Below are 21,698 nucleotides of genomic sequence, written 5' to 3'. Positions count from 1 at the left end.
ATGGGAGACACATCCGGGCTGGTCGACGGGGTGGAGCGGATCGCCGTGCTACGGGCCAACGCGCTCGGCGACTACCTGCTGGCCGTCCCCGCCCTGAAGGCGCTCAAGCACGCCTACCCGGGCGCCCGCCTGACGCTGCTCGGCCTCTCATGGCACGCGGAGTTCCTCGGGGGCCGCCCGGGGCCGGTGGACGACGTGGTGGCGCTGCCGCCGATCTCCGGCGTGTCGACGCAGGCCGGTGGGCACCCGGCGCCGGAGGCGCTGTGCGCGGGGCTGCGGGCGCGCCGGTTCGACCTGGCGGTGCAGATCCACGGCGGCGGCCGTTACTCCAACCCGTTCATCCGCGGGCTGGGTGCCAGGGTGACCGCGGGAATGCGCGCTCCCGGGGCGGAGAGCCTGGACCGCTGGGTGCCGTACACGGTCTACCACCACGAGACCCTGCGCTTCCTCCAGGTCGCCGCGCTGGTCGGCGCGGTCGCGGGCGGCCTGGAGGCGCGGGTGGCCGTGACCGGGGACGACCGGGCGGAGCTGGCACTGGCGCTCGGCGAGCTGCCGCGCGGGCTGGTGGCCCTGCACCCGGGCGCGAGAGACCCGCGGCGGCGCTGGCCGGTGGAGCGCTTCGCCGAGGTGGCCGACGGGATCGACCGCCCCATCGCCGTCACGGGCGCGCCGGAGGAGAAGGATCTGGTGATGGGCGTGGTCGACGCGATGCGCCGGCCCGCGGTCCCCGTCGTGGGCGCGCTCGGCATCGGCGGGCTGGCCGCCCTCTACGAGCGGTGCGACCTGGTGGTCGCCAACGACACCGGCCCGCGCCACCTGGCCGCCGCCGTCGGCACGGCCACGGTCGCCGTCTACTGGTGCGGCAATCTGATCAACTTCGGGCCGCTCAGCAGGGACAGGCACCGGCCGCTGGTCTCATGGACGACGGTCTGCCCGGTCTGCGGCGCCGACGGCATGGACCCGCGTGCCGAGCGGTGCCCGCACGACCTGTCATGGGTGACCGACGTCCCGGTGGACCGGGTGATGGAGCAAGTCCGCGATCTGCTTGACGCATAGCGGGGGCGTGGGCGGGCGTCTGAGAGGGTGACATCAATCCCCCGGAGGTGATCGTGGACGCCGCGGACGAGCAACGTTTCCGCGAGTTCGTCTCTGCGCGCTCTCCCGCCCTGATGCGGCTCGGGTTCCTGCTCACCGGTGGTGACCAGCACGCGGCCGAGGACCTGGTGCAGAGCGCGCTGGCGAAGCTGGCGAGCCGGTGGCGGCAGGTGGAGACGCCCGAGGCGTACGCCAAGCAGATCATGTACCGCCAGCAGATCAGCTGGTGGCGGGCGAGCAGGCGGCGCGGCGAGGTGGTGCAGGCGACGCCGCCCGAGCCGGCGGACCGGGACCTCAACCACCAGAGCGAGCTGCGCATGGTGCTGCGGACGGCGCTGGCCAGGCTCACCGCGCGGCAGCGCGCGGTGCTGGTGCTGAGGTACTTCGAGGACCTGCCCGAGCAGGAGGTCGCAAGGACGCTGGGCTGCTCCGTCGGCACGGTCAGGAGCACGGCGCACAGGTCGCTGGCCCGCCTGCGTGAGATCGCCCCCGAGCTGGCCCAGGAACTGGAGGTGGCCAAGTGACACAACTGCTTCGCGACACGCTGCGGGAATGGGCCGACGAGACGAGGGTGCCGCACGACCTGGCCGACCGGGCGCTGCGGAGACGCGCCTGGAAGCCCGCGGGCATGGTAGTGCTGGCCGTGGGGCTGGTGGCGGCCGTCGCCGTGTTCGCCGTGGGCCTGCGCGGCACTCAGCCGGCCGCGCATGACCCGAAGGCCACCATGCACGCGGCCACCGGCGTCACGCTTCCCCCTCGCCCGTCGCCCGCGCCGACGGACGTGCGGACCGACACGGAGCACTCCCCGCCGGCCAAGCTGATCGCCGCGGGCCGCATGGCCGTGTCCGCCTACTACACCATCAGGCGGGAGCAGATCTCGGACGACGAACAGCGGATCATGCGCACCTGGTCGCTGTACGACCCGCGGACCGACGGCTACGAGGAGACCCGGTGGGCCTGGGTGGACGTGGCTCCGGGGCTGCAGGTGGCGGCCGTGCTGGAGGGGGACCTGATCAGCAAGCGGCTGGGCATCCTGGACATGAACACCCGGCAGATCCTGAAGTGGATCGACCTGGAGCGCCCGGTGGGGTCGGTCGCGTGGTCTCCCGACGGCACCAAGGTCCTGGCCACGGCCTACTCCAGCTACCCCGACATCCTCCAGGGGAAGGGTGACCAGGCGGCCCCCCGGCGGGAGGGCAGCCCGCGTACCGGCTACTACATCGTCGACGTCGAGGCGGGCACGGCCGACTACCACGAGCTGCCGCCGTTGAGCTCCGGGTTGTTCACCAACGAGAAGATCGTCAACATGAACGGCCGTCAGGACCTCGGCTGGAGCCTGGACGGCAGCATGCTCTGGGCACCCACCTCCACCACGCCGGACCGGGTCTTCTACACCCTCGACGGCGAGCAGCGTGAAGCGCCCGAGGGGGACCGGTACGTGCATCACTCGAGCATCTCGGCGACCTCGCCGAACGGCCGACTGGTCCTCGGCCCCGACGGCCTGCCGACCAAGATCACCGATGCCGAGACAGGCCAGGTCGCCGGGCGGCAGCGGGTGCTGCAACTGCACGCCTGGGCGGACGACGACAACGTCATCGCGCTGGGCTGCGCCGGGTCGTGCGAGAACGAGTTCAACAACGGGCTGGTCCTGGTGAGCGTGGACGGCCAGCGGACGACCCAGCTCGCCACCGACCGTGACTCCAGAAAGAACGGGGCCTGGCGATGGGTGCTGACGCCTAGGTAACTAGACCGATCGTTCTTGAATGTGCTAGCTTCGGCGTCGTGGCGAGGAACAAGGAGTTCGATCCCGAGGTCGCGTTGCAGAAGGCGCTCGAGCTGTTCTGGGAGCGCGGATACGAGGCCACGTCGATGGCGGACCTCGTGGAGCACCTCGGGATCGCGCGGGCGAGCATCTACGGGACCTTCGGCGGCAAGCGCGAGCTCTACCTGAAGGCGCTGGAGCGCTACCTGGGACAGCGCAACATCGTCGAGCCGCTGTCCCAGCCGGGGCCCGCGCTGCCCGCGCTCAGGGCGTTCCTGGACTCGTACGTGGCGGAGTGCCTGGTGGACGAGCTGCGGCGGGGCTGCATGGTGGTGAACTCGGCAGTGGAGTTCGGCTCGCGCGACGCCGTCGTGGCCGCGCGGGTGGCGGCGAGCTGGGCCGGGCTGGAGACCACGCTCGCCGCCACCCTCGTCAGGGCGCGCGCCCAGGGGGAGATCCCGCCGGAGAAGGACCCGTACGCGCTGGCCAGGTTCCTGCTTGTGCTGCTGCAGGGCCTCAGGGTGCTCGGCAGGGCCGACCCCGACCCGCGCCGGCTGCGTGACGCGGTCGGACAAGCCATGATTGCCGTGGAAATTTGAGAACGATTGGTATGGAATAGATGAGCCGTTTCGAAGGCAAGGTCGCTCTGGTCACCGGCGCGAGCGGCGTCCTGGGGCGCGCCGCCGCGCTGGCGTACGCGCGCGAGGGCGCGGCGGTGCTGGCCGCCGGGCGTGACGCCGCCCGGCTGGCCGAGGTGGTGAAGCTGATCGAGGAAGAGGGCGGGCGGGCGAGCGCGTTCGCCCTGGACGTCACCCGCTCGGCCGAGGTCGCCGCCATGGTCGAGGCCGCGGTCTCCCGGTACGGCGGGCTCCACGTCGCGCTCAACGCGGCCGGGATCTTCGGCATGCTGGCGCCGCTGGCCGACTACGACGAGGACACCTGGGACCAGGTGCTCGCGGTCAACCTCAAGGGCGTGTTCCTGGCGATGAAGCACGAGATCGACCACATGCGCGCGCACGGCGGGGGTGTCATCGTCAACGTGTCATCCAACCTCGGCGCGCACTGGCGGCTGCCCGGGGCGGCCGCGTACGCCGCCTCGAAGGCCGGGGTGAGCTTCCTGACCCGCACGGCCGCCCGCGACCACATCGCGGACGGGGTGCGGATCAACGCCGTCAGCCCCGGTCCGATCGACTCGCCCATGTCGACGCGCCCCGGCGAGACCCGGGAGGAGCGGGACGAGCGCATGAAGGGCGCGCTGCCGATCGGCCGGGTCGCCACGCCGGAGGAGGTCGCGGCGGCGGCGCTGTGGTTGTCGTCGCCGGAGTCCGCCTTCGTCGTGGGCCAGGACCACGTGATCGACGGCGGCGCCACCGCCTGACCCCGGGCTTCGTGACGCGGCACCGCCGTCACCGGGCCGCGGACCGGTGCTACGCGGCAGCGGCGTCGCCGGTGGCTCGGGCCGGTGTTACTCGGCGGCGGCGTCGTCGTGTGCCGTCGCGAGGGTCTCGGGCCGCAGGATGTGGGACGCGCCGAGGATCTCGATGCCCAGCAGGGCACCCTGCCCGTCCAGGTCGAGGATCACCTCGCCCGGCACCCCGTCGGCCTCGACCACGACCTGCCTGGCCGCCTCCCCGGCGGCGATCCGGTCCACCAGATAGATGTAGGCGACATCGTTCTCGTCGTCGTGTTCGATGCGCAAGTCAGCCTCGGTTCCTGTTCTTCCTGATGACGGTGACCACCTTAAAGGTCTTGTTGTTCCTGACCACGACGACGCCGTCCTTCTCGTACTCGGTTCTGTCCGGCGTCTTGCCGGGTCTCGCGGTGCCTTCGGAGAGCGTCCGGTTGATCTCGGCCTCGCTGACGCCACGTTCTTCCTTGCGCTGGTCGGCATGGCCCGAGTTGTACCCGCGCCCCGCCTCCGGAGCTGCGCCCCTTCTTGTTGTTGCGACCCATCTGGGCCATGCCGTCCTGGACGGAACGTGGGCCGCTCGTCCCTCCGCGTCCCGCGGGCCGCAGCGGGACGTTCCGGCCGCCCGCGCCCGCCAGGGCGGGGCCTCCGCCACGGCCGCCGGGGTGGTGCAGATCGTCGTAGATGCGGCGCATGGGCTCGGTGATACGGCGGCGGATGAGGTCGCCGATGTCCTTGCCGGTGCCCTCGATGCCCTCGTGCAGAATCCTGCCGACGGTCCTGCGGCCCGCCAGCACGTGGGCGGTGGCGTGGCTGGGGCCGAGCGGGCCGCCGACGAGCAGGGCCCTGGCGACTTTGACCGAGGTGTAGACCGCCTGCGTGGCGGCGGCGACCTTGACCGCGGAGATCACCGCGGCGCCGCACTCCAGCGCCACCGGGGCGATGTTCATCGCGGCCTGCGCCTGTGCCAGGTGACCGCCGTCGGCGCCGGTCCTGGCCCACTGGCCGTCGAACCCGGCGGCCGACTGGCTGCGATAGGACTGCTGCGCGCTGCGCGCCGCCGCGTCGGCCCCGCTCGCCGCCTGGGCCGTCCCGGCACTCGCGGCACGCACCGCGTCACGCTCGGAGCGCACATCGTCCACTTCGATGCTCGGCCACGGGCCCAGCTGCTCCATCATCCCGGCCGCCTGCGGGGGAAGCGCTACATCCATGCCAAACGACCGTAGCGGGATAAAATGATCAGCACGGCCCGCTTCCCGAGCAAAGCGGGAAGCGGGCCGTACAGAATCTGTCAGACCCGGCTGATGCGGACCGCGTCGGCGATGACGAGGCCCGTGCCCGAGGTCCATCGGCTCACGCCGACGGCGTTGTAGGTGCCTGCGTTGAGGGAGAAGGTGCCCAGGCTCTTCCAGGCCCCTCCGCCGGAACGTTGGTCGACGTAGACGGTCTGGTTGCCGCCCGACGCCGCCACGATGTACGGCGCCGAGCTGTTATATCCGGCATCGTCCGGATACCAGACCTCGACCCGGTACGTGCCCGCGCTGGGGATGGTGGCCAAGTACCATGCCGGGTCGCTGGCGGCGACCGGGTCGGCGAAGCGGTAGTCGGCTCCGTAGCGCTGGCTGGAGAAGGTGGAGGTGCCCCAGTTCGCGCTGGCGGTGAACTGGCCGGAGGTGGTGTTGTCGACGGTCGTGGACCACGTCGGGGTGCCGCCACCGGTCACGTAGTTCATGTACGTGGTCCAGTTCCAGTGCGAGCCCGGGTCGGTGTGGGTCGCGCCGGGGACCTGGTTGTGCCCGATGATGTGGGTGCGGTCCTTCGGGATGCCGTACTTGTCGCAGATGGCCTTGGTCAGGGCCGCGGACGCCCGGTACATCGCGTCGGTGAACCACGAGGCGTCGTTGACGAAGCCCTCATGCTCGATGCCGATGGACCTGGTGTTGTAGGTCCAGTTGCCGGCGTGCCAGGCGATGTCCTTGTCACGCACCATCTGGGTGATGGCGCCGTTGGAGGACTTGACCACGTAGTGGGCGGAGACCTGCGCGCTGGGGTTCTGGAACCAGGAGATGGTGCCCGCGTACGAGCCCTGGGTGACGTGGATGATCACCCGGTCGATGGCGTAGCTCGACTCGCGGCTGGAGGCGGTGTAGTTGCTGGAGCTGGCGGCCACCCAGGACGCCGGCGGGTAGTCGGGGCTGGCGACCTCGGCCTGCGCGTTCAGCTGGCGGGCCTTGGCGAGGTCGCCGCGGTCGGCGGTGACCTCCTGCGGCTTGACCTGCACGCCGCGGGTGTCGATGCCGAGGCCGAGCTGCTCGTACACCGCGTCGGCGTAGAGCCGGGCCAGCTCGGGTGAGGAGGCGTTGCCGTACTTGGCCACGGCCTGGTACCAGCGGCCGATGTCCTTCCTGGCCGTCTCGTCGAGGCCCAGCGCGTCGGCCTGGGAGCGAAGGACGGCCGCGCCGCCGAGGATGTTCGCCTCGTCGTCGGCCTTCAGCTTCTCGACCGGGAGCTTGGTGAGCTCGGCGGCCTTCTCGAGCGAGTGGTTGGTCGGATTGCTGACCAGGTGCATGACGCCGTAGCCGCCGCTGGCGCTGGGCTCGCCCTTGTGCCCGTCGAGGTGGGTCTCGGCGTAGGCGAGCGCGACGAGCAGGTCACGGGGCACGTCCTGCGCGGCCGCCGCCTTGGCGAACGCGGCTTGGAGCGGGCTGTCCTTGGCCACCGCCAGAGCGGGCTGGCCTGCGGCGATGAGGAGGACGGCGAGGATCGAGGTAGCGAGGGCTGCTAATCGCGTGCGGGCGAGAGTCATGAGTGCTCCTCGTAAAGGGGGACGGCTGCACCGTAAGACATCTCCTGACATATGTCGATAATTGACATTACTGCCGTGTTAGGTGAAACTTTTCGCCCCTGATCCTTTTTGGGGAGAGGCGTGGCGTGCACGCTCTCCCGCCGGCCGGGGTCCGTCGGCGGGCAGGGCGTGGCGCGGCGCCCTGTCCGCCAAGGATTTGGGTCCCGTCGAAGTTGTGAAAACTATTGCGCTTTCAGCTGATCGCGCTGAAACTTCCTTTCGTGACCGCGCTTCTGCGTACCGTCCTGGCGGCGCTCACCGCCGCACTCGTCAGCATCGTGGCCCCCGTTTCCTCCTCCCCAGCCGCCGCCATGGCCTGCGCGACCGATCCCGCCACCCCGAAGCGGCAGCTCAGGGCCATGTGGATCTCGTCGGTCGCGAACATCGACTGGCCCAGCCGCACGGGGCTGAGCGCGTCGGCGCAGCAGGCCGAATTTCGCGCCTGGCTGGACCTGGCCGTGCAGAAACGCATGAACGCCGTGGTGGTGCAGGTCAGGCCCACGGCCGACGCGTTCTGGCCCTCGCCGTACGAGCCGTGGTCGCAGTGGCTGACCGGCACCCAGGGCGGGAACCCCGGGTACGACCCGCTGGCCTTCATGGTCAACGAGGCGCACGCCCGCAACCTGGAGTTCCACGCCTGGTTCAACCCGTACCGGATCGCGAACCACGCCGACCCGAGCAAGCTCGTGTCCACGCATCCGGCGCGGCAGCACCCCGGCTGGCGCTTCGCGTACGGCGGGAAGCTCTACTACAACCCCGGCATCCCGGAGGTGCGGGACTTCATCGAGGACGCGATCATGGACGCCGTCTCCAAGTACGACGTGGACGGCGTGCACCTCGACGACTACTTCTACCCCTATCCGGTGAGCGGCGAGACCATCCCCGACTCCGCCACCTACGCCCAGTACGGCGGCTCGTTCAGCAACATCGGCGACTGGCGGCGCAACAACGTCAACCTGCTCGTACGCGAGCTCGACCAGCGCATTCACGCCGCAAAGCCGCACGTGTCGTTCGGGATCAGCCCGTTCGGCATCTGGCGCAACGCCGCGACGGACCCGCTCGGCTCGCGTACCTCGGGGCTGCAGTCGTACGACGCGATCTACGCCGACAGCAGGCAATGGGTGAAGCAGGGCTGGGTGGACTACCTGTCGCCCCAGATCTACTGGCACATCGGCTTCTCCGCGGCCGCTTACGAGGTGCTCACCGCCTGGTGGTCCGACGTGGTGCGGGGCACCGGCGTGCAGCTCGTGGTCGGCCAGGCCGCCTACCGCGCCGGAGCCTCAGGGCAGGACGCCGCCTGGCAGGACCCGGCGGAGCTGAGCGACCACCTGACCGACAACCGGCGGCATCCTGAGGTGGTCGGTGACGTCTTCTTCAGCGCGAAGGACGTCAAGGCGGACCGGATCGGGGCGATCACCCGGCTGGTGAACACCCACTACACGCGCCCCGCGCTCTTACCGGCCCGCGGCTCGTCGGCCGCGCCGTCCGCCCCGGCCATCGCCTCGGCCGTTCAGGGCTCGAACGGCGTCCAGCTCGCGTGGACCGGCTCGGGCACGTCGTACGCGGTGTACCGGGTGGCCGGCTCGCAGTCCACGGCGGACCCGTGCTTCTTCGCCGACGCCCGGAACCTGGTCACCACGACCCGGCAGACGTCCTTCACGGACACCGGCGCCTCCTCGGGCACCTACACCTACTACGTCACCGCGCTCAACCGGACACACCAGGAGAGCTCGCCCAGCGCGGGCCGGGCGGTGGGCAGCGGGCCGGGCTTCAGCGTGGTGATCGACAACGCGGACGCGGGCTTCACCGCCAGTACGAACTGGGGCACCTCCACCTACTCCACGCAGTTGCACGGCACCGACTACCGCTTCGCCAATCCGGTCTCGGGCAGCGACCCCGCCTGGTACCAGGCGACCATTCCGAGCGCCGGGAGTTATCGGGTGGAGGTGTGGTATCCGGCCAACTCCGGGTACAACAGCGCGACCCCGTACATCGTCGCGGCCTCCGGCGGCAACCAGACGGTCGCCGTGGACCAGCGCAGCGGCGGCGGGCAGTGGCGGGTGCTGGGGACGTACACGCTGGCGGCGGGCACGTACAACGTGGTCGGGGTGAGCCGCTGGACCTCCACGACGGGCTACGTGATCGCCGACGCCGTCCGCATCACCAAGACGTAGCCGATTGGCAACGGTGATCGTACGATGAGCCGGTGGACGGTGTCCGTCCGCGGCCGATCGACGCGGTCGCGGTCCTCGTCGCGGGGGGCTTGACGCCGGCGACCGGCTACACCGGTCCGGTCCTCGTGGTCCTGCTGGCGGCGGCGGTGCCGGTGCTGTGGATGCGCAGAGCGCCGCTCACCGTCGCCTGGGTCAGTGCGGGTACGGCGATCGCCCTCCTCGTGCTGGCCGTGATCACGGACGCGCCGCCCCCTGCCGGGGCGCTGGTCTGGCCGCCCACCTGCGCCTTCGCCGCCTACGGCGCGATGGCGTACGCGGGGGAGCACCGGAGCGGCGTGCAGCGGTGGCTGCCGGTGCTGGTCCTGGCCCTCGCCGTGCTGGCGCTCCCCGACCGGCTCCCCCTGATCCTGCGCACCGACACGGCGATCGCGCTGGCCACCCTGTTCGGCATGTACGTCGCCGTCAGGGAACGCCTCCACCGCGAGCTGGCGGAACGAGCCGAGCGGGTGGAGCGCGAGCGGCTGGCGGGCGAGATGCACGACGTGGTCACGCACCGGGTGAGCCGGATGGTGCTGCAGGCCGGGGTTCTGGCCCTGACGTCGGGCGACGAGCGCGCCAGGGCGGTGGCCGAGGAGTTGCGCGCGACCGGGTGCGAAGCGCTGGGGGAACTGCGCCACATGGTGGCGCTGCTCCGGCGCGGCACGGGGGAGGGGTTCGACCTGGGGCTGCCCCTGCCCGACCTGCGGCCGCTGGTCACGGAGTCGGCGCTGGCGGGCGTGCCGGTGGAACTGGTGGTGGCCGGGACGCCGGTGCCCGTCTCCGGCGAGGTGGGGCGTACCGCGTACCTGCTGGTGCAGGAGGCCCTGGCCAACGTCCGCAAGCACGCGCCCGGCGCGGAGGTGCGGGTGCAGGTCCGCTACCTTCCCGGTTCGTTACGGGTCACCGTCCGCAACACCCCTGGCCAGCCGGACGCCTGGGTCGCGGCAACCGGCCCCGGGATGGGCCTGCTCGACCTGCGGCAGCGCGTCGAGCTGGCCGGGGGCGCCCTGGAGAGCGGCGAGGACGACGACGGCGGCTTCCGCGTCGAGGCGACCTTGCCCGCGTCGCCGTCGTGAGGTCAGTCCCAGTCGTTCATCAGGCGCTCCAACTGGGCGTTCGCCTCCACGGGGTCATAGCCGGGCAGGGCCTCGCGCATGAGGTCGTGGATCTGGCGCTGGGCGTCGGCGCAGGCCTCGCGCACCGCCGCAAGCGTCTCCTCCGCGAGCTCGTGGCTGCTCAGGCGCATCGCGCGGGGGCCGTAGGCGATGTCCAGGACCCGGCCGTGCTGATCCACGGCCGCCTTGACCTGGCCCGACGCCGCTTCTCCCGCGCCGACGATCTTGTCGAGCTTCTCCTGGGCCGTCTCGAGCCAGGCCAGCAGCTGCTCGCTCTGGCGGGTGACCTTGTCCAGATCCTGGTCACTGATGTTGGCCGGGTTGAACCGGTGGCCGTACACGCTTGCCTCCGAGCCTAGAGAAGATCGCGGACCGCCTGCTCGACCCGTTGGCGCACGAACGTCTCGTCGAGCGGCGCCGCCAGAGCCTCGGCGCCGCTTTCTGCCTTCTCCGCGATCTCCTGAGCCTTGCGTGCCGCGTCGTCCTGGGCTGCCCGCAGCACGGCCGCCACCTCCCGGCCGAGCGCTGTCTTGCCGAGGCGCAGCGCGCGCGGGTCGATGCGCAGCCGGGTCAGGTCACCCTCGCCGCCCGCGGCGGCCTCGACCAGTCCGTCCCCGCTTCTGGCCAGGCCCTCGACCTGCCGGATCGCGGCCTGCGCCGCCCGCAGGCCATGCATGATCCGCTGGGCCTGGGCGTGGTATCGGGCCAGGTATTCGGCGTCGTCTTCCGGCGCAGGCGACCGCATGCCAACCTCCTGCAGTAAGAGAGCGAACACGATCTTGACTGTGAAATGTAGATCTCATGAACAGCGAGTGCTGCCCGTATAGCGATATATCCGGATATGGTCGTTCGGCATGACGGGAGTTGACATCGCTCTGGAGGAGGCGGGGCGGGAAGCCTCGCGGATCGGGACCTGCGGGGACGACCACGAGCTTGCCCTCGAGCCGCTCAGGGCACGCGGGGACGGCGTTTCCTCCTGGCAGGACGACGGCCTGTTCGCCGTGTTCACCAGCGTGTACGCCGAGTGCCGCGCGGTGTCCATGGCCACGCTCACCGGGCTCTCCACGGTGATCGGCGGCACCTGTGACGGCCTGCACGCCGTGGTCAGGAACACAGGCGAAACCGAGACCGCGAACGCCGAGAACGCCAGCCACGCATGACCCGTCGGCTCAAGGAGCCGGCCCGCCGGGCATCGACCCAGGTCTGATGCCGGGGTCATACCAGGGAACGAAGGAAAACGTCCTGAGGAAGGATGCCCCGGCTCGGCCTCGCGCGCGAGTGTTGACGTATGAATCGACTCGCCCGGACGGCCGCCTTACTCGTCGCGGTCGTCCTGCTCGCCTCGTGCGGCGCCCAGAGCACCCCTGCCCCGGCCGGTCACGGGGCACACACGGGGCACACCGCCGGATCCACGCCGGCCGCGGCCCCGCTGCGGACCGGCGAACGGTTCGCCAACCTCACGATGGCGGAGCCGTACACGCCGGCCCCGCCCAACGGCGGCACGGACGACTACCGCTGCTTCCTCATCGACCCAAAGCTGACCAGCAAGGTGTTCCTGACCGGCGCCCAGTTCCAGCCCCAGAACCGCGACCTCGTCCACCACGCGATCTTCTTCAGGCTCGACCCCGAGCACGCCGCCGAGGCGCGCAAGCTCGACGACAGCACGCCCGGCCAGGGCTGGACGTGCTTCGGCGACTCGGGTGTCGACGGCGACTCATGGGTGGCGCACTGGGCCCCTGGCACCAGCGAGACGCTGCTCGACCCCAAGTACGGCTACGAGCTGCCGCCGGGCAGCCGGCTCGTCATGCAGGTCCACTACAATCTGCTGGGCGTGGCGGGCAAGCCGGGCACCGACCGCTCGGGCATCCGGCTCCGCTTCACCGACCAGCCCCTGCAGCCCCTGCAGACCGCCCTGTTCCAGGCCCCGATCGAGCTTCCGTGCACGCCGCAGGAGTCAGGACCGCTCTGCGACCGGGCCGCCGCGGTCGAGGACGTCGGCGCCAGGTTCGGTGAGGAGATCAAGGAGACGTCGGAGATGCTCGCCAAGTTCTGCGGCCCCATCAAGCCCGGGCCGACCCAGCACTGCGACATGCCCGTCGAACACCCCGCGACCGTCCACGCCATGGCGGGGCACATGCACCTGCTCGGCCGCTCCATCAAGGTCGAGCTCAACCCCGGCACCCCGCAGGCCCGGACGCTCCTGGACGTGCCGAACTACGACTTCGACGACCAGTCGCTGCGGGTCCTGCCCACGCCCGCCAAGGTCAAGAAGGGCGACGTCGTACGGGTGACGTGCACGCATGACGCGGGCCTGCGCGCCCAGCTGCCGCAGCTCCAGAAGCTCCCCCCGCGGTACGTGGTGTGGGGCGACGGGACCAGCGACGAGATGTGCCTGGGCATCGCCATCGTGACCCCCGGCTCCTGTGACGCGCCCTTGCCGAGGCAGCGCTCCGCCGCCGGGCCTCTCCGGCGGCGGGGACATCTCACCTACACGGCGACGGGTCCGTCGCTCTCCCACCTGATGAGCGCCGTCCTGTGCCTGGTTTGCAGGCCGGTGCCCGGGTCGATCGCGAAGTCGCCGAACAAGGTGACCGTCCGCAGTCCGGTGGCCGCCGACCACAGCTCCGCCTGCCCGGTGCCGCCCGCCCGTTCTGCGCAGTGGGTCGCGATGATCGCGGCGGCGACCGCCTGAACGGCGGGATAGTCCGGCGGCTTCCCGGCCCTGTCGTGATACGCGGCGAGGAAGTCCCGCTCGGAGATCCCCACGGCCACCTCGCCCCCCAGACCGGGGAACCATTGCCCGATGCCGTAAACCCCCCGAGGGTCTCCGACGGCCGCGCCGAACTCCCGCACCCCCGCGGCCACGGCACAGACCACCCGCGAACGACCGGCCTTCTTGACGGCCTCGACGTCCTCGTCGAATGACCCGGCGCACAGGAGGTTCCATGAGTCCTCCACCAGGCCGCCTCGGACCACCGGGATGCCCTGCTCGTTCGCGGCTCGCGCGGCGCCGTCCGCCACCTGCCGGGCGAAGCCGCCCTTGCCGTACACGATCCGGAGCGGGCTCCGGTCGCCGGCCCGCACGAGGTGGCGGATGAACGGCTCGGCGTACCGGCTCGCCGGCGTCAGCACCGAGACGACATGTCCGGGGTGCGCCGTCTGGACGTCGTCGCCCGCGCCGCCGTGGTTCCAGATCAGGCAGCCCAGCGCCGCGCCGATGCCGCCCGCCCGCCGCATGAGCTGCGTCGAGTACGGCCCCAGCAGGAGGTCGCACTGCCCCGCCAACCGGGGAAGCACGACGTCCAGGGTCCCGGGTTCGCTGCGGTCGTCCTCGACGAGCAGCTCCACGGAGGGGGTGAGGGCTCGCCAGACCTCGAGCCCGAGCTCGACCTGCTTGCCGAAACGGGCATGCTTCCCGGACCGCGAAACGGGCACTCCGATCCGTAGTGTCACCTGGTCCCACTGCCCGTGGCGCTCGGCGTCACTCGCCTTCCGGGGCAGGCGCCTGCTCACCGTGATGTGCGCTGAGGAGTGTCGCGCTTGAGCCGTCCGGCGCTCTTGTACGTCAATGGAGATGTGAAGATATGGCGAATCGTGCTCCTGCCGCTGCTTCTGCTGGCGCTGACGTCGTCCATGGCGCCGGCGCAGGCGGCGGCCGTGCGGGCGGTGAAGAAGAAGGTGCTGCTCGACTACAGCAGGCAAGGCGGGTTCGCGGGGTTCGACGACCGCGTGATCGTCTATGACAACTACTGCGTCCGGCTGAGCCGCCGTACCGGGCCGACCATCGACAAGTGCCTCACCGCCATGGAGCAGCGCACGTTGCGGAAGCACCTCAAGGGCCTGGTCCTGGGCCGCTCCGAGGCCCCGCCGGCGGGGGCGGACTTCATCAAGTACACGCTTGTTCATAAGAAGCAGCGCGTCACCCGCTACACGCTGCCGGCCAGCTGGCAGCCGGTGGTGCAGGAGCTGGACAAGATCATGCAGAAGTACTGGGCGCCGGACTGAGCGGCCTGTCCTACCTGAGCGCGTCCACCGGCTCCATCCTGGCCGCTCGCAGCGCCGGATACAGCCCGGCCAGGAGACCGACCACGGCGCCCGCGACCGGGGCCGCGACCGCCAGCCGCAGGTCCAGGAGGGGCGTCCACTGCTTGGCGGCCGACACCGCGACGACCGTGACGATGCCCAGGGCGGCGCCGATCACGCCGCCCGTGAGCCCGATCAGCGTCGACTCCAGCAGGAACTGGGCCGCGATGTGCCGCCTGGCGGCGCCGAGCGAGCGGCGCAGGCCGATCTCCGCTACGCGTTCCATCACCGTGACGAGCGTGACGTTCGCGATGCCCACCGCGCCGACCACGAGCGAGACCAGGCCGAGGATCAGGAAGAGCGCGTTGACGTCGTCCTGCGCCTTGTCACGCGCCCTGGTCGGGCTGGGCGGGGCGACCACCTGCAACATGTCGCCGTTGCCCGGGCTGAGCGCGGCGGGCGCCTGACGGGTGATCAGCCCGGCGGCGCCCAGGCTCGTGTTGACCAGCACCCTGGTGACGTCCCGCAGCCCGAACTGCCTGCCCACGGTGGGCGGCACGAGCACGGCGGCGCTCAGGTTGCGCTCCCGGCGCAGGTCGCCCAGGATCCCGATGACCGTGTACGCGTGCTTGCCGATGAAGATCGCCGGTGCCCGGTCGAGCCGGGTGACGCCGAGCATCCTGGCCGCCTGGTCGCCGATCACCGCCACCCGGTGCCGGTGCCGCCGCGTCCTGTCCGGACGTGGGCGGTGGGGTGTGGGGATGGTCAGCTTCGGTGTGTCGTTCATATGTTCTACTCAGCCCGGTAAACAACTGGTAGCCTTTCGGACACTCACTGTGAAAATGCGGGAGAGAGGCGGGGGCTGGTCATGCAGGGCGTGTCGGTTCGCCTGCGGCCGGGATGGGCCGGCCGGGCGGTGCGCCTGCCGGGTCCGAGCGCGGTCGGCGACATGCCGTCGTGCCCGCACGGTGCCGGAGACGGTCGAGCATGGCCCGCTGCGCAGCCGATCGACGCGTCGTTCGCCGCCTTCCGCTCGTCCCGAAACAGGGGGCAGCCGATGAGTAAGCTCACCGCGACCGCAACCTGCACCGCCCATGCGGCGGTGGTGGAGAAGACCGGTCAGGTCGTCCCTCAGCTGTTGCTGGCCCAGCGGGTCGCCTGGCTGGCGGGCTTGGCGCGGGATCTGACCGCCGATCTGGTCGCCGCCCGGTGGAATGCGGCGGATCTGGATGCGCTGGCCTGCGGGGTCGGGCCGGACGGGCGCGCGTTGCCGGCGAAGGGCTGGATGGCTGTGCGCCGTCTGGGCTGGGGCACGAGCCTCGCCCCAGGCGTGCATGTGTGTGATCGGGTGGTGCGGTGCGCCCAGGAGCAGGCCGCCCGCAGCTTGCGGCTGGCGCTGCACCGCCGCGCCCTGGTGACGGCAATCGTGGCCACCTGGCCGGCCAATTCGCGGGCCCGCACCGACGCCGAATGGCAGGCGCTGCGCGCTGTGCTGCCGGACGGGGCTACCCCGGCCCAAATCCGCAACCGCACCCGCCAGATCGCCGCCTACCGCGACGAGCATCACACATTCCCGGCCGATCTGACTGACCTGGAGCAGCCGCCGACCGTGGCGGCGCAGATCGTGCTGGCCGCCGCGGACCGGCAACTGGTCACCCTGCAGCGCACCGGCGACCGTCGCGCCTGCGTGCGGGTGCGGCTTCCCCTGGTGGCCTGTCCCGCCTCCGCCAAGGAGTGGGCCTGGCACATGCTGCCGCTCGCCTTGCCGCCGACCGTCCCGCCGCAAGCCACGCTGTGCACTCCCACCCTGCGGGTGCGCAAGGGCCGGGTGCGCGTCGATCTGCCGTTTCAGATCCCGATCGGCTTCGCGCCCGCCACCGGTCACAGGGTGGGGGTGGGGTTCGACTGGGGCTGTAACACCCTGCTGACCGGTGTGACCGGGCGCCTGACCAACGACGGCCGGGTGATCTCGGATGGGCGGCCGCTCACCTACGACGCCACCGGCGTCTCGGCCAAGCTGCACCGGCTGCGCTCCGAGCGGGAGCAACTGGCCGCCAAACACCGGCATGTGGAACGGCTGCTGGCTGGGCTCACCCCCGTCGATCCCCGCTTCCCGGCGTTGAGCAGGGCTTATGAGGTTCTCGGGCTCGAGCACGAGCGTGTGTGCGCCCGCATCCGGCACCTGAATCATGCGCTGGCCTGGTCGGCGGCGCGCTGGGTGGCCGACCAGGCGATCGCGGCCGGGGCGACGGTCATCTACCTGGAAGACCTGGCCACCCTGGAAGCACGCGGACGCCGAGGACGCGCAAACGCCCGCCTGTCCGGGCAGGTTCGGGGGCAGGTCATCGAGGCGATCCGGCACCTGGCGGCCAAGCACACCATCGCCGTGGTCACGGTCCCGGCGCGCGGGACGTCCAAGTACTGCCCGCGGTGCGGGGACGGCACCTCGGTCCTGAAGCATTGCCCCGCCCCGGACCGGGTTGCCGAGCAGGGCTGGGCGTGGGCGTACTGTCCGGTCTGCGGCCTGTCATGTGATCGGGACTGGGCCGCGGCCGAACGCATCCTCGCGCGCGGTCTGCTGGGCCAGGACCTCACCCGTACCCATCGTGCAACGGGGGTGCGCACCATCGGCAAGGTCGTGGAGGGCAACGTGGCCCGCGCCCGCCGCACGCGCAGGCCCACCCGGGCCGCCCGGCGAGCCCGCCGCACCCGAACCGACCTGCCCCCCCGGCCCGCGGCACGGGACCGATCCAAGATGCGTCCCACCCCGAAACGACCGACACGAGCCCAGAACCGTCACTCAGCGAACGATCCAACAACCTCCAGCCATGTGCCCGACCGGCGCACGGTGCCCGCCCCATTCCCTGCGGGGAGTGGACAGCGTCCGGCGGGCCAAGCACCCCAGGCGCCCCGCCCACCGGCGGGACGCACAGGACTTGCACGCGATTCTCAACACCGGACCGGCTTCCACCGTGTCGCAGCCACCCCCGTCCTCACCCTCGGAGAGTACGGGGCAGCCCCCCACGGCCACGCCCGCCCGACTTGCCGGGAATCCTCAGGTAAACATAGAGAATCGCAGACGCTGAGCTGGAATATCGTGTCCGCCTCCATCCGCTGAGGGCCCGCCCACGCGACGGCCACGACGGCCGCCGGCCACCACCATGACCGGGTCCGTGGCGCCTGCCGCCTTCTCGACATGAGCACCAGCAGCCCGAGCAGCACCACCGCGTACGCGAAGGCCACGGCGAAGGGGGCGCTGTCCGAGAACAGGGCACGGTCGGCGAGGAGCGACGGGTAGACCGGCATCAGCGTCAGTTCGAACACCTGCCAGCCGCCCGCGAGCGCGACCGCCTTCATGCCCGTGACGAGCGTGAGCAGGAACGCCGCCGGCAGCCGTCCGCGCAGGACGGCCAGCAGCGCGAGCGCCGACAGCAGCGCCCACAGCGGTATCGTGCCCGCGTAGGGGAGTAACGCCGCCAGGTTCGCCGCCGCCACGGCCGTGATGCCCAGGTGCAGGCCGTCCTCCCACGCGCTGCCCGTCGCCAGGTGGACGATGCGGCTGCGCACGCCGCCCACGAGCAGGCCCCAGGCCTCCCTGAGCGCGGGGACCGTCCTGCCGGGGTCGGCCGACTCCAGCAGGACGTCGAGCAGCTCGTCGCCGTGCGCCGCGCGGTACTTCCTCGGGTATGCCAGCAGCAGCCTGCGGTAGCGACGTTCGAGGGCGGTCGTGGGCTGGGGCGCGGTGGCGGTCATGTGATGGGGCGCAGCACGAGCTGGGCGGCCTCGTGCATGCGCCTCGCCTCGGCCTCGACCAGAGCCTGGCCCTCGTCGGTGATCCGGAAGTAGCGCCGGTTGCGGCCGTTGACCGTCTCCTCTCTGTCGACGGTGATCACGCCCCGCTCGTTCAGGCGCTCCAGGATGCCGTAGAGGGTGCCGACCGAGGGCTGGACCCGGCCCCCGGACAGCTCCTTGATCGACTTGCTGATCGCGTGGCCGTGCAACGGGCCCGCGCGTAGGGCGGTGAGCACGAAGTACATCGGCTCACTGACTTCGGAGGTTCCCCTGGGCATGCGCAGACAGTATTCCGTTGAACGGAGCGTCCGCAACGCCGGGTCACCGGGATCACCTGCCCTTGCCGGTCAGGAACGCGGAGACCCAGGCCAGCGGGGAGTTCCAGTTGATGGTCAGCTCGTTCGTCGCCCACGACTCGATGTCGTCGATGTAGCAGAACTGCGGCTTGCAGCCCTTGAGCAGCCGCTGCGCGAGCGGGTCCTGGATGCTGGAGTTGGGGCCGCCGGCCAGCGTTCCGCGCGGCGGGTTGGGCAGCGCGGGGTCGAGCTGGCGCGCGTACCAGCGGCTGTGCTGGTTGCGCGAGGCCACCTCGCCGTAGCCGGTCACGTATGACTGGTTGAGCGCGTTGCGGCCGAGGAGGTAGTCCATGCCCTCGCGCACGGCCGCCCGGTACTTCTCGTGCCCGGTCAGGTCGTACGCCGTGGCCAGGACGACCAGATTGTTGAGCACCAGGTTGTTGGAGCCCCAGTCGAAGTCCGGCGGGTTGTACGGCAGCCCGTACGGGTGTGCCCGCTGGATCGCCAGATACTTCTCCGCCCCTTCCACCACGGACTGCCGCACCCGCGCCCGGTCGGGGACGGCGTTGGGCACGGTCGCCAGCTCGAGGCGGCCGAGCTGAGCGGTGTTGCCCCAGTCGAAGCCCCTGTCACGCCAGATGTCGCCGGCGTGGTGCGGCGAGGCCAGCAGGAAGTCCTTGAACTCCTTCCCGCCCGTCGTGATGAACAGCTCCGCCGCCGCCCAGTAGAACTCGTCGCTCACGTCGCCGTCGTTGTAGGCGCCGCCGCCGGTGCCGTCGTTCGGGTCGGCGTACCTGGCCGGGTTGGCCTTGGCGGCCGCCCACGCCCTGCGGGCCGCTCTGAGGTTCCTGGCGGCGAACGCCGGGTCGTACCGGGCGAACAGCCTGGCCGCCTGCGCCGCCGTCGCGGCCAGGTTGAGCGTGGCGGCGGTCGAGGTGGGGTGCAGCTCGCGGAGCTGCGGGTCCAGGTGCGGCAGCAGGGGCAGGCCCGTCCAGTTCTGGTCGTGGATCTTGTGGTGGGCCATCCCCGCGTACGGCTTGCCCTCCGGCACCTGCATGCTGAGCAGGAACTCCTGCTCCCAGCGGGCCTCGTCCAGGATGTCCGGCGTGCCGTTGCCGCTCTCCGGGATGTTCAGCTGGCCGTCCTTGAAGGCGGACCTGTCCCGTTCGTACGCGGCCATGAGCTGGTGCACCGAGATGCCGCCGTTGACGACGTACTTGCCGTGGTCGCCGGCGTCGTACCAGCCGCCCTTGACGTTCAGCGAGTAGTCGCAGACGCCGGGCTGGCACGGGACGCTCACGTCGCCCTGGTTCGGCGCTACGCCGGCGTGCCCTGCGGGCCTGGCGTAGCCGGGCCTGAGCCGGTCGAGGATCTCGATGCCGCTGCGCTGGGTGTAGTAGAACTTCAGCGCGTCCGCGGGGAGCTGGTCGTAGATGCCGGCCGCGATGTCGAACGGCCTGCTGGTCTCGCCGTCCGCCGTCAGCGTGTAGCCCTTGCCGGGCCTGCGGTATGCGCCGAAGTCCAGCGTGTGCACATTCTGGCCGGAGCTGGCGTCCACGCCTCTGGGGGTGGTTCTGCCCTTGGCGACCGCATGGCCGGCGGCGTTCTTGAGCTCCCAGTCGAGGGCCGTGGTCGCGGTGGTGACCACGGTGGCCTTCTTCGGGCCCCGCGGGAGGTAGCCGACCATGTTCACGCGGACCCGCGGTCCGGTGTCCGGCTCGTACGTCTCAGGCTCCGCGCCGCCCTTCAGCGACACGTTGTCCAGGCAGAACCGCCACGGCTCTGCGCTGCCGCCCAGCTGGAAGGCGACCTGGGCGTTGGGCAGCGACGCGGGGGCGGTGAAGGTGTAGGAGTGGTCGTTGCCGGAGACGCTGAGCTCCGGGTTGGCCGACAGGTACTGCGTCCACGGGTCCACGGGGAGCTGGATCAGCGCCTTGCCGACCTTGGCCGGGCTCGCCGAGCCGCTGAAGCGGTACGCGTACGTCTCGCCCGCGACCAGCGGAATGTCGTTCTGGCCGATGATGACGTCCCATGGGTTGGCGGTGCCGCCGGGGATGTCGGCGCAGAGGCGGCCGCCGTCCACCGTGAGGGTGAGGTTGGCGGTGCTCCACCAGGGGGCGGTGCCGGCGTCGAAGGTGCCGTTGACGATCTGCTCGGGTCCCTCGTCCGCCTGCGCTGTCGTGGCGGGGGACAGGGCGACCATGGTGAGGAGGGCCAGTATGGCGGCCCGGCTTCGGATCATGGAGGTCCTTCGGGGGGTGGGAGCGCTCCCAATTGCCGGAGCGATCTGATCCTCCTGTCCTGTCGCCGTCCCGTCAACAGGGCTCTTCGGCGACGCGGCAGAATGCGGATAAATGGCCATTTTTTAGCGTTAATGCCTAATTATTCGGACTTGTGGAAAATCGGGGTGGTGTGCGCGCTCGTACTGCGGGTGGGGCAGCTCGCCGTTTACGCTCTGGTGGGAATGGGCGCCAAAGCGGCGATCCGGGATGGGGCGTGACACGATGACAGAATCCTGGACGATGCGGCCGGTCATCCGGCGTGCGACGGCCGACGACGCGGGTCAGGTGGCGGAGCTCGTCGCGACCGCGTTCTCCGGGCTGAGGGTGGTGCACTACCTCGTGCCCGTCCGCAGGGAACGCCACCGGGTGATGACCGCGAACATCCGGATCCTCGTCGACCATGCCATCGAGCACGGCGAGATCCACCTCATCGACGACGGGCCCGCGGTCGCGGTCTGGCTCCCCCACACCGCGCCGCCGCCCGAACAGTCCGACTACGACCGCCGGCTGGCCGAGGCCACGGGCCACTGGGCCGAGCGCTTCCGGGCGCGCGACGCGCTGTTCGCGGCGAACCATCCCGCGCAGCCGTGCCACTACCTGGCCTTCATGGCGGTCCACCCGGGCCACCAGAGCCAGGGACTCGGCTCGGCGCTGCTGCGGCACCACCACGCTCGTCTGGACGGCGTGCCCGCGTACCTGGAGGCCAGCGACCCGCGCAACCGCGACCTGTACGCGCGCCACGGTTACCAGGCACGGGAGCCGTTCGCGCTGCCGGACGGGTCCCTGTTCTGGCCGATGTTGCGGCCGGCGGACGGATAGCCTCCACCGGAGCGGCCTGGCATCGTCAGACACGAAGGCCCAGGTCAG

At 71.0% G+C, this 21,698-nt stretch carries 20 protein-coding genes; 12 read left to right on the top strand and 8 right to left on the bottom strand.

All coding sequences use genetic code 11. The features are described 5' to 3' along the window. The 5 genes from ACIBVN_RS06310 to ACIBVN_RS06290 are packed head-to-tail and all read left to right on the top strand — an operon-like array spanning position 1 to position 4,235. The gene (locus tag ACIBVN_RS06310; RefSeq protein ID WP_397133294.1) at positions 1-1,056 is read left to right on the top strand and encodes a glycosyltransferase family 9 protein; all 1,056 of its coding nucleotides are present in this window, start codon (positions 1-3) and stop codon (positions 1,054-1,056) included. 53 nt (positions 1,057-1,109) lie between these two features. After that, entirely contained in the window at positions 1,110-1,619 is a 510-nt protein-coding gene (locus ACIBVN_RS06305) for a SigE family RNA polymerase sigma factor (RefSeq protein WP_397133292.1), read from the top strand. Beyond that, a complete protein-coding gene (locus ACIBVN_RS06300) occupies positions 1,616-2,839 on the top strand; it encodes a hypothetical protein (protein WP_397133290.1) in 1,224 nt (407 codons plus the stop codon). The genes ACIBVN_RS06305 and ACIBVN_RS06300 overlap by 4 nt, the downstream gene beginning before the upstream one ends. 38 nt (positions 2,840-2,877) lie before the next feature. Continuing rightward, positions 2,878-3,456: a TetR/AcrR family transcriptional regulator gene (locus ACIBVN_RS06295; RefSeq protein WP_397133288.1), complete on the top strand. Its 579-nt coding sequence runs from the start codon at positions 2,878-2,880 to the stop codon at positions 3,454-3,456. A gap of 20 nt (positions 3,457-3,476) precedes the next feature. Then, positions 3,477-4,235, top strand: coding sequence for an SDR family oxidoreductase (locus ACIBVN_RS06290; RefSeq protein ID WP_349447386.1), 759 nt, complete (start codon positions 3,477-3,479; stop codon positions 4,233-4,235). 87 nt (positions 4,236-4,322) lie between these two features. Here the strand turns inward: ACIBVN_RS06290 and ACIBVN_RS06285 are convergent, their stop codons facing one another. The 3 genes from ACIBVN_RS06285 to ACIBVN_RS06275 all read right to left on the bottom strand — a co-directional run bounded on the left by ACIBVN_RS06285 (position 4,323) and on the right by ACIBVN_RS06275 (position 7,071). Continuing rightward, positions 4,323-4,556 carry a DUF2283 domain-containing protein gene (locus ACIBVN_RS06285; RefSeq protein WP_397133286.1) on the bottom strand — a complete coding sequence of 78 codons (234 nt, stop codon included), beginning with the start codon at positions 4,554-4,556 and terminating at the stop codon, positions 4,323-4,325. Between the two features lie 41 nt (positions 4,557-4,597). After that, on the bottom strand, positions 4,598-5,476 hold the full coding sequence (locus tag ACIBVN_RS06280) for a hypothetical protein (protein WP_397133284.1): 879 nt from the start codon (positions 5,474-5,476) through the stop codon (positions 4,598-4,600). Positions 5,477-5,556: 80 nt separating this feature from the next. Continuing rightward, a complete protein-coding gene (locus ACIBVN_RS06275) occupies positions 5,557-7,071 on the bottom strand; it encodes an N-acetylmuramoyl-L-alanine amidase (protein WP_397133282.1) in 1,515 nt (504 codons plus the stop codon). 260 nt (positions 7,072-7,331) lie between these two features. Here ACIBVN_RS06275 and ACIBVN_RS06270 point away from each other — a divergent pair, with 260 nt between their 5' ends. Both ACIBVN_RS06270 and ACIBVN_RS06265 read left to right on the top strand, forming a co-directional pair. After that, entirely contained in the window at positions 7,332-9,284 is a 1,953-nt protein-coding gene (locus tag ACIBVN_RS06270) for a family 10 glycosylhydrolase (RefSeq protein ID WP_397133280.1), read from the top strand. 32 nt (positions 9,285-9,316) lie between these two features. Further along, entirely contained in the window at positions 9,317-10,399 is a 1,083-nt protein-coding gene (locus tag ACIBVN_RS06265) for a sensor histidine kinase (protein WP_397133278.1), read from the top strand. A 2-nt stretch (positions 10,400-10,401) separates the two neighbouring features. On the opposite strand, the gene ACIBVN_RS06260 is transcribed toward ACIBVN_RS06265, so the two are convergent. Continuing rightward, entirely contained in the window at positions 10,402-10,779 is a 378-nt protein-coding gene (locus ACIBVN_RS06260; RefSeq protein ID WP_397133276.1) for a YbaB/EbfC family nucleoid-associated protein, read from the bottom strand. A 14-nt stretch (positions 10,780-10,793) separates the two neighbouring features. After that, positions 10,794-11,183, bottom strand: coding sequence for a YbaB/EbfC family nucleoid-associated protein (locus ACIBVN_RS06255; RefSeq protein ID WP_397133274.1), 390 nt, complete (start codon positions 11,181-11,183; stop codon positions 10,794-10,796). 109 nt (positions 11,184-11,292) lie between these two features. Here ACIBVN_RS06255 and ACIBVN_RS06250 point away from each other — a divergent pair, with 109 nt between their 5' ends. The 3 genes from ACIBVN_RS06250 (at position 11,293) to ACIBVN_RS06240 (ending at position 14,443) form a co-directional block, all read left to right on the top strand. Further along, complete coding sequence (locus tag ACIBVN_RS06250) at positions 11,293-11,598, top strand: hypothetical protein (RefSeq protein ID WP_397133272.1); 306 nt, start codon at positions 11,293-11,295, stop codon at positions 11,596-11,598. A 128-nt stretch (positions 11,599-11,726) separates the two neighbouring features. Next, positions 11,727-13,130 (top strand): monooxygenase, encoded by a 1,404-nt coding sequence (locus tag ACIBVN_RS06245; RefSeq protein WP_397133270.1) that lies wholly within the window; start codon positions 11,727-11,729, stop codon positions 13,128-13,130. Between the two features lie 884 nt (positions 13,131-14,014). After that, a complete protein-coding gene (locus ACIBVN_RS06240) occupies positions 14,015-14,443 on the top strand; it encodes a hypothetical protein (protein ID WP_397133268.1) in 429 nt (142 codons plus the stop codon). A 10-nt stretch (positions 14,444-14,453) separates the two neighbouring features. Here the strand turns inward: ACIBVN_RS06240 and ACIBVN_RS06235 are convergent, their stop codons facing one another. Continuing rightward, on the bottom strand, positions 14,454-15,248 hold the full coding sequence (locus ACIBVN_RS06235; protein WP_397133266.1) for an ABC transporter permease: 795 nt from the start codon (positions 15,246-15,248) through the stop codon (positions 14,454-14,456). A 270-nt stretch (positions 15,249-15,518) separates the two neighbouring features. Between ACIBVN_RS06235 and ACIBVN_RS06230 the strand changes: the two genes are divergently transcribed. Further along, complete coding sequence (locus ACIBVN_RS06230) at positions 15,519-17,579, top strand: zinc ribbon domain-containing protein (protein WP_397133264.1); 2,061 nt, start codon at positions 15,519-15,521, stop codon at positions 17,577-17,579. Between the two features lie 631 nt (positions 17,580-18,210). On the opposite strand, the gene ACIBVN_RS06225 is transcribed toward ACIBVN_RS06230, so the two are convergent. After that, positions 18,211-18,531 (bottom strand): PadR family transcriptional regulator, encoded by a 321-nt coding sequence (locus ACIBVN_RS06225; protein ID WP_397133262.1) that lies wholly within the window; start codon positions 18,529-18,531, stop codon positions 18,211-18,213. A gap of 52 nt (positions 18,532-18,583) precedes the next feature. Next, positions 18,584-20,791 carry a glycoside hydrolase family 9 protein gene (locus ACIBVN_RS06220; RefSeq protein WP_397133260.1) on the bottom strand — a complete coding sequence of 736 codons (2,208 nt, stop codon included), beginning with the start codon at positions 20,789-20,791 and terminating at the stop codon, positions 18,584-18,586. Positions 20,792-21,071: 280 nt separating this feature from the next. Between ACIBVN_RS06220 and ACIBVN_RS06215 the strand changes: the two genes are divergently transcribed. Further along, positions 21,072-21,650, top strand: a complete 579-nt coding sequence (locus tag ACIBVN_RS06215; RefSeq protein ID WP_397133258.1) for a GNAT family N-acetyltransferase — start codon at positions 21,072-21,074, stop codon at positions 21,648-21,650. Positions 21,651-21,698: the final 48 nt, after the last annotated feature.

The organism is Nonomuraea sp. NPDC049400 (assembly GCF_044466425.1).
In the GTDB taxonomy this organism is placed as follows: Bacteria; Actinomycetota; Actinomycetes; order Streptosporangiales; family Streptosporangiaceae; genus Nonomuraea.
This window is presented reverse-complemented; position numbering and strand designations above follow the sequence as displayed.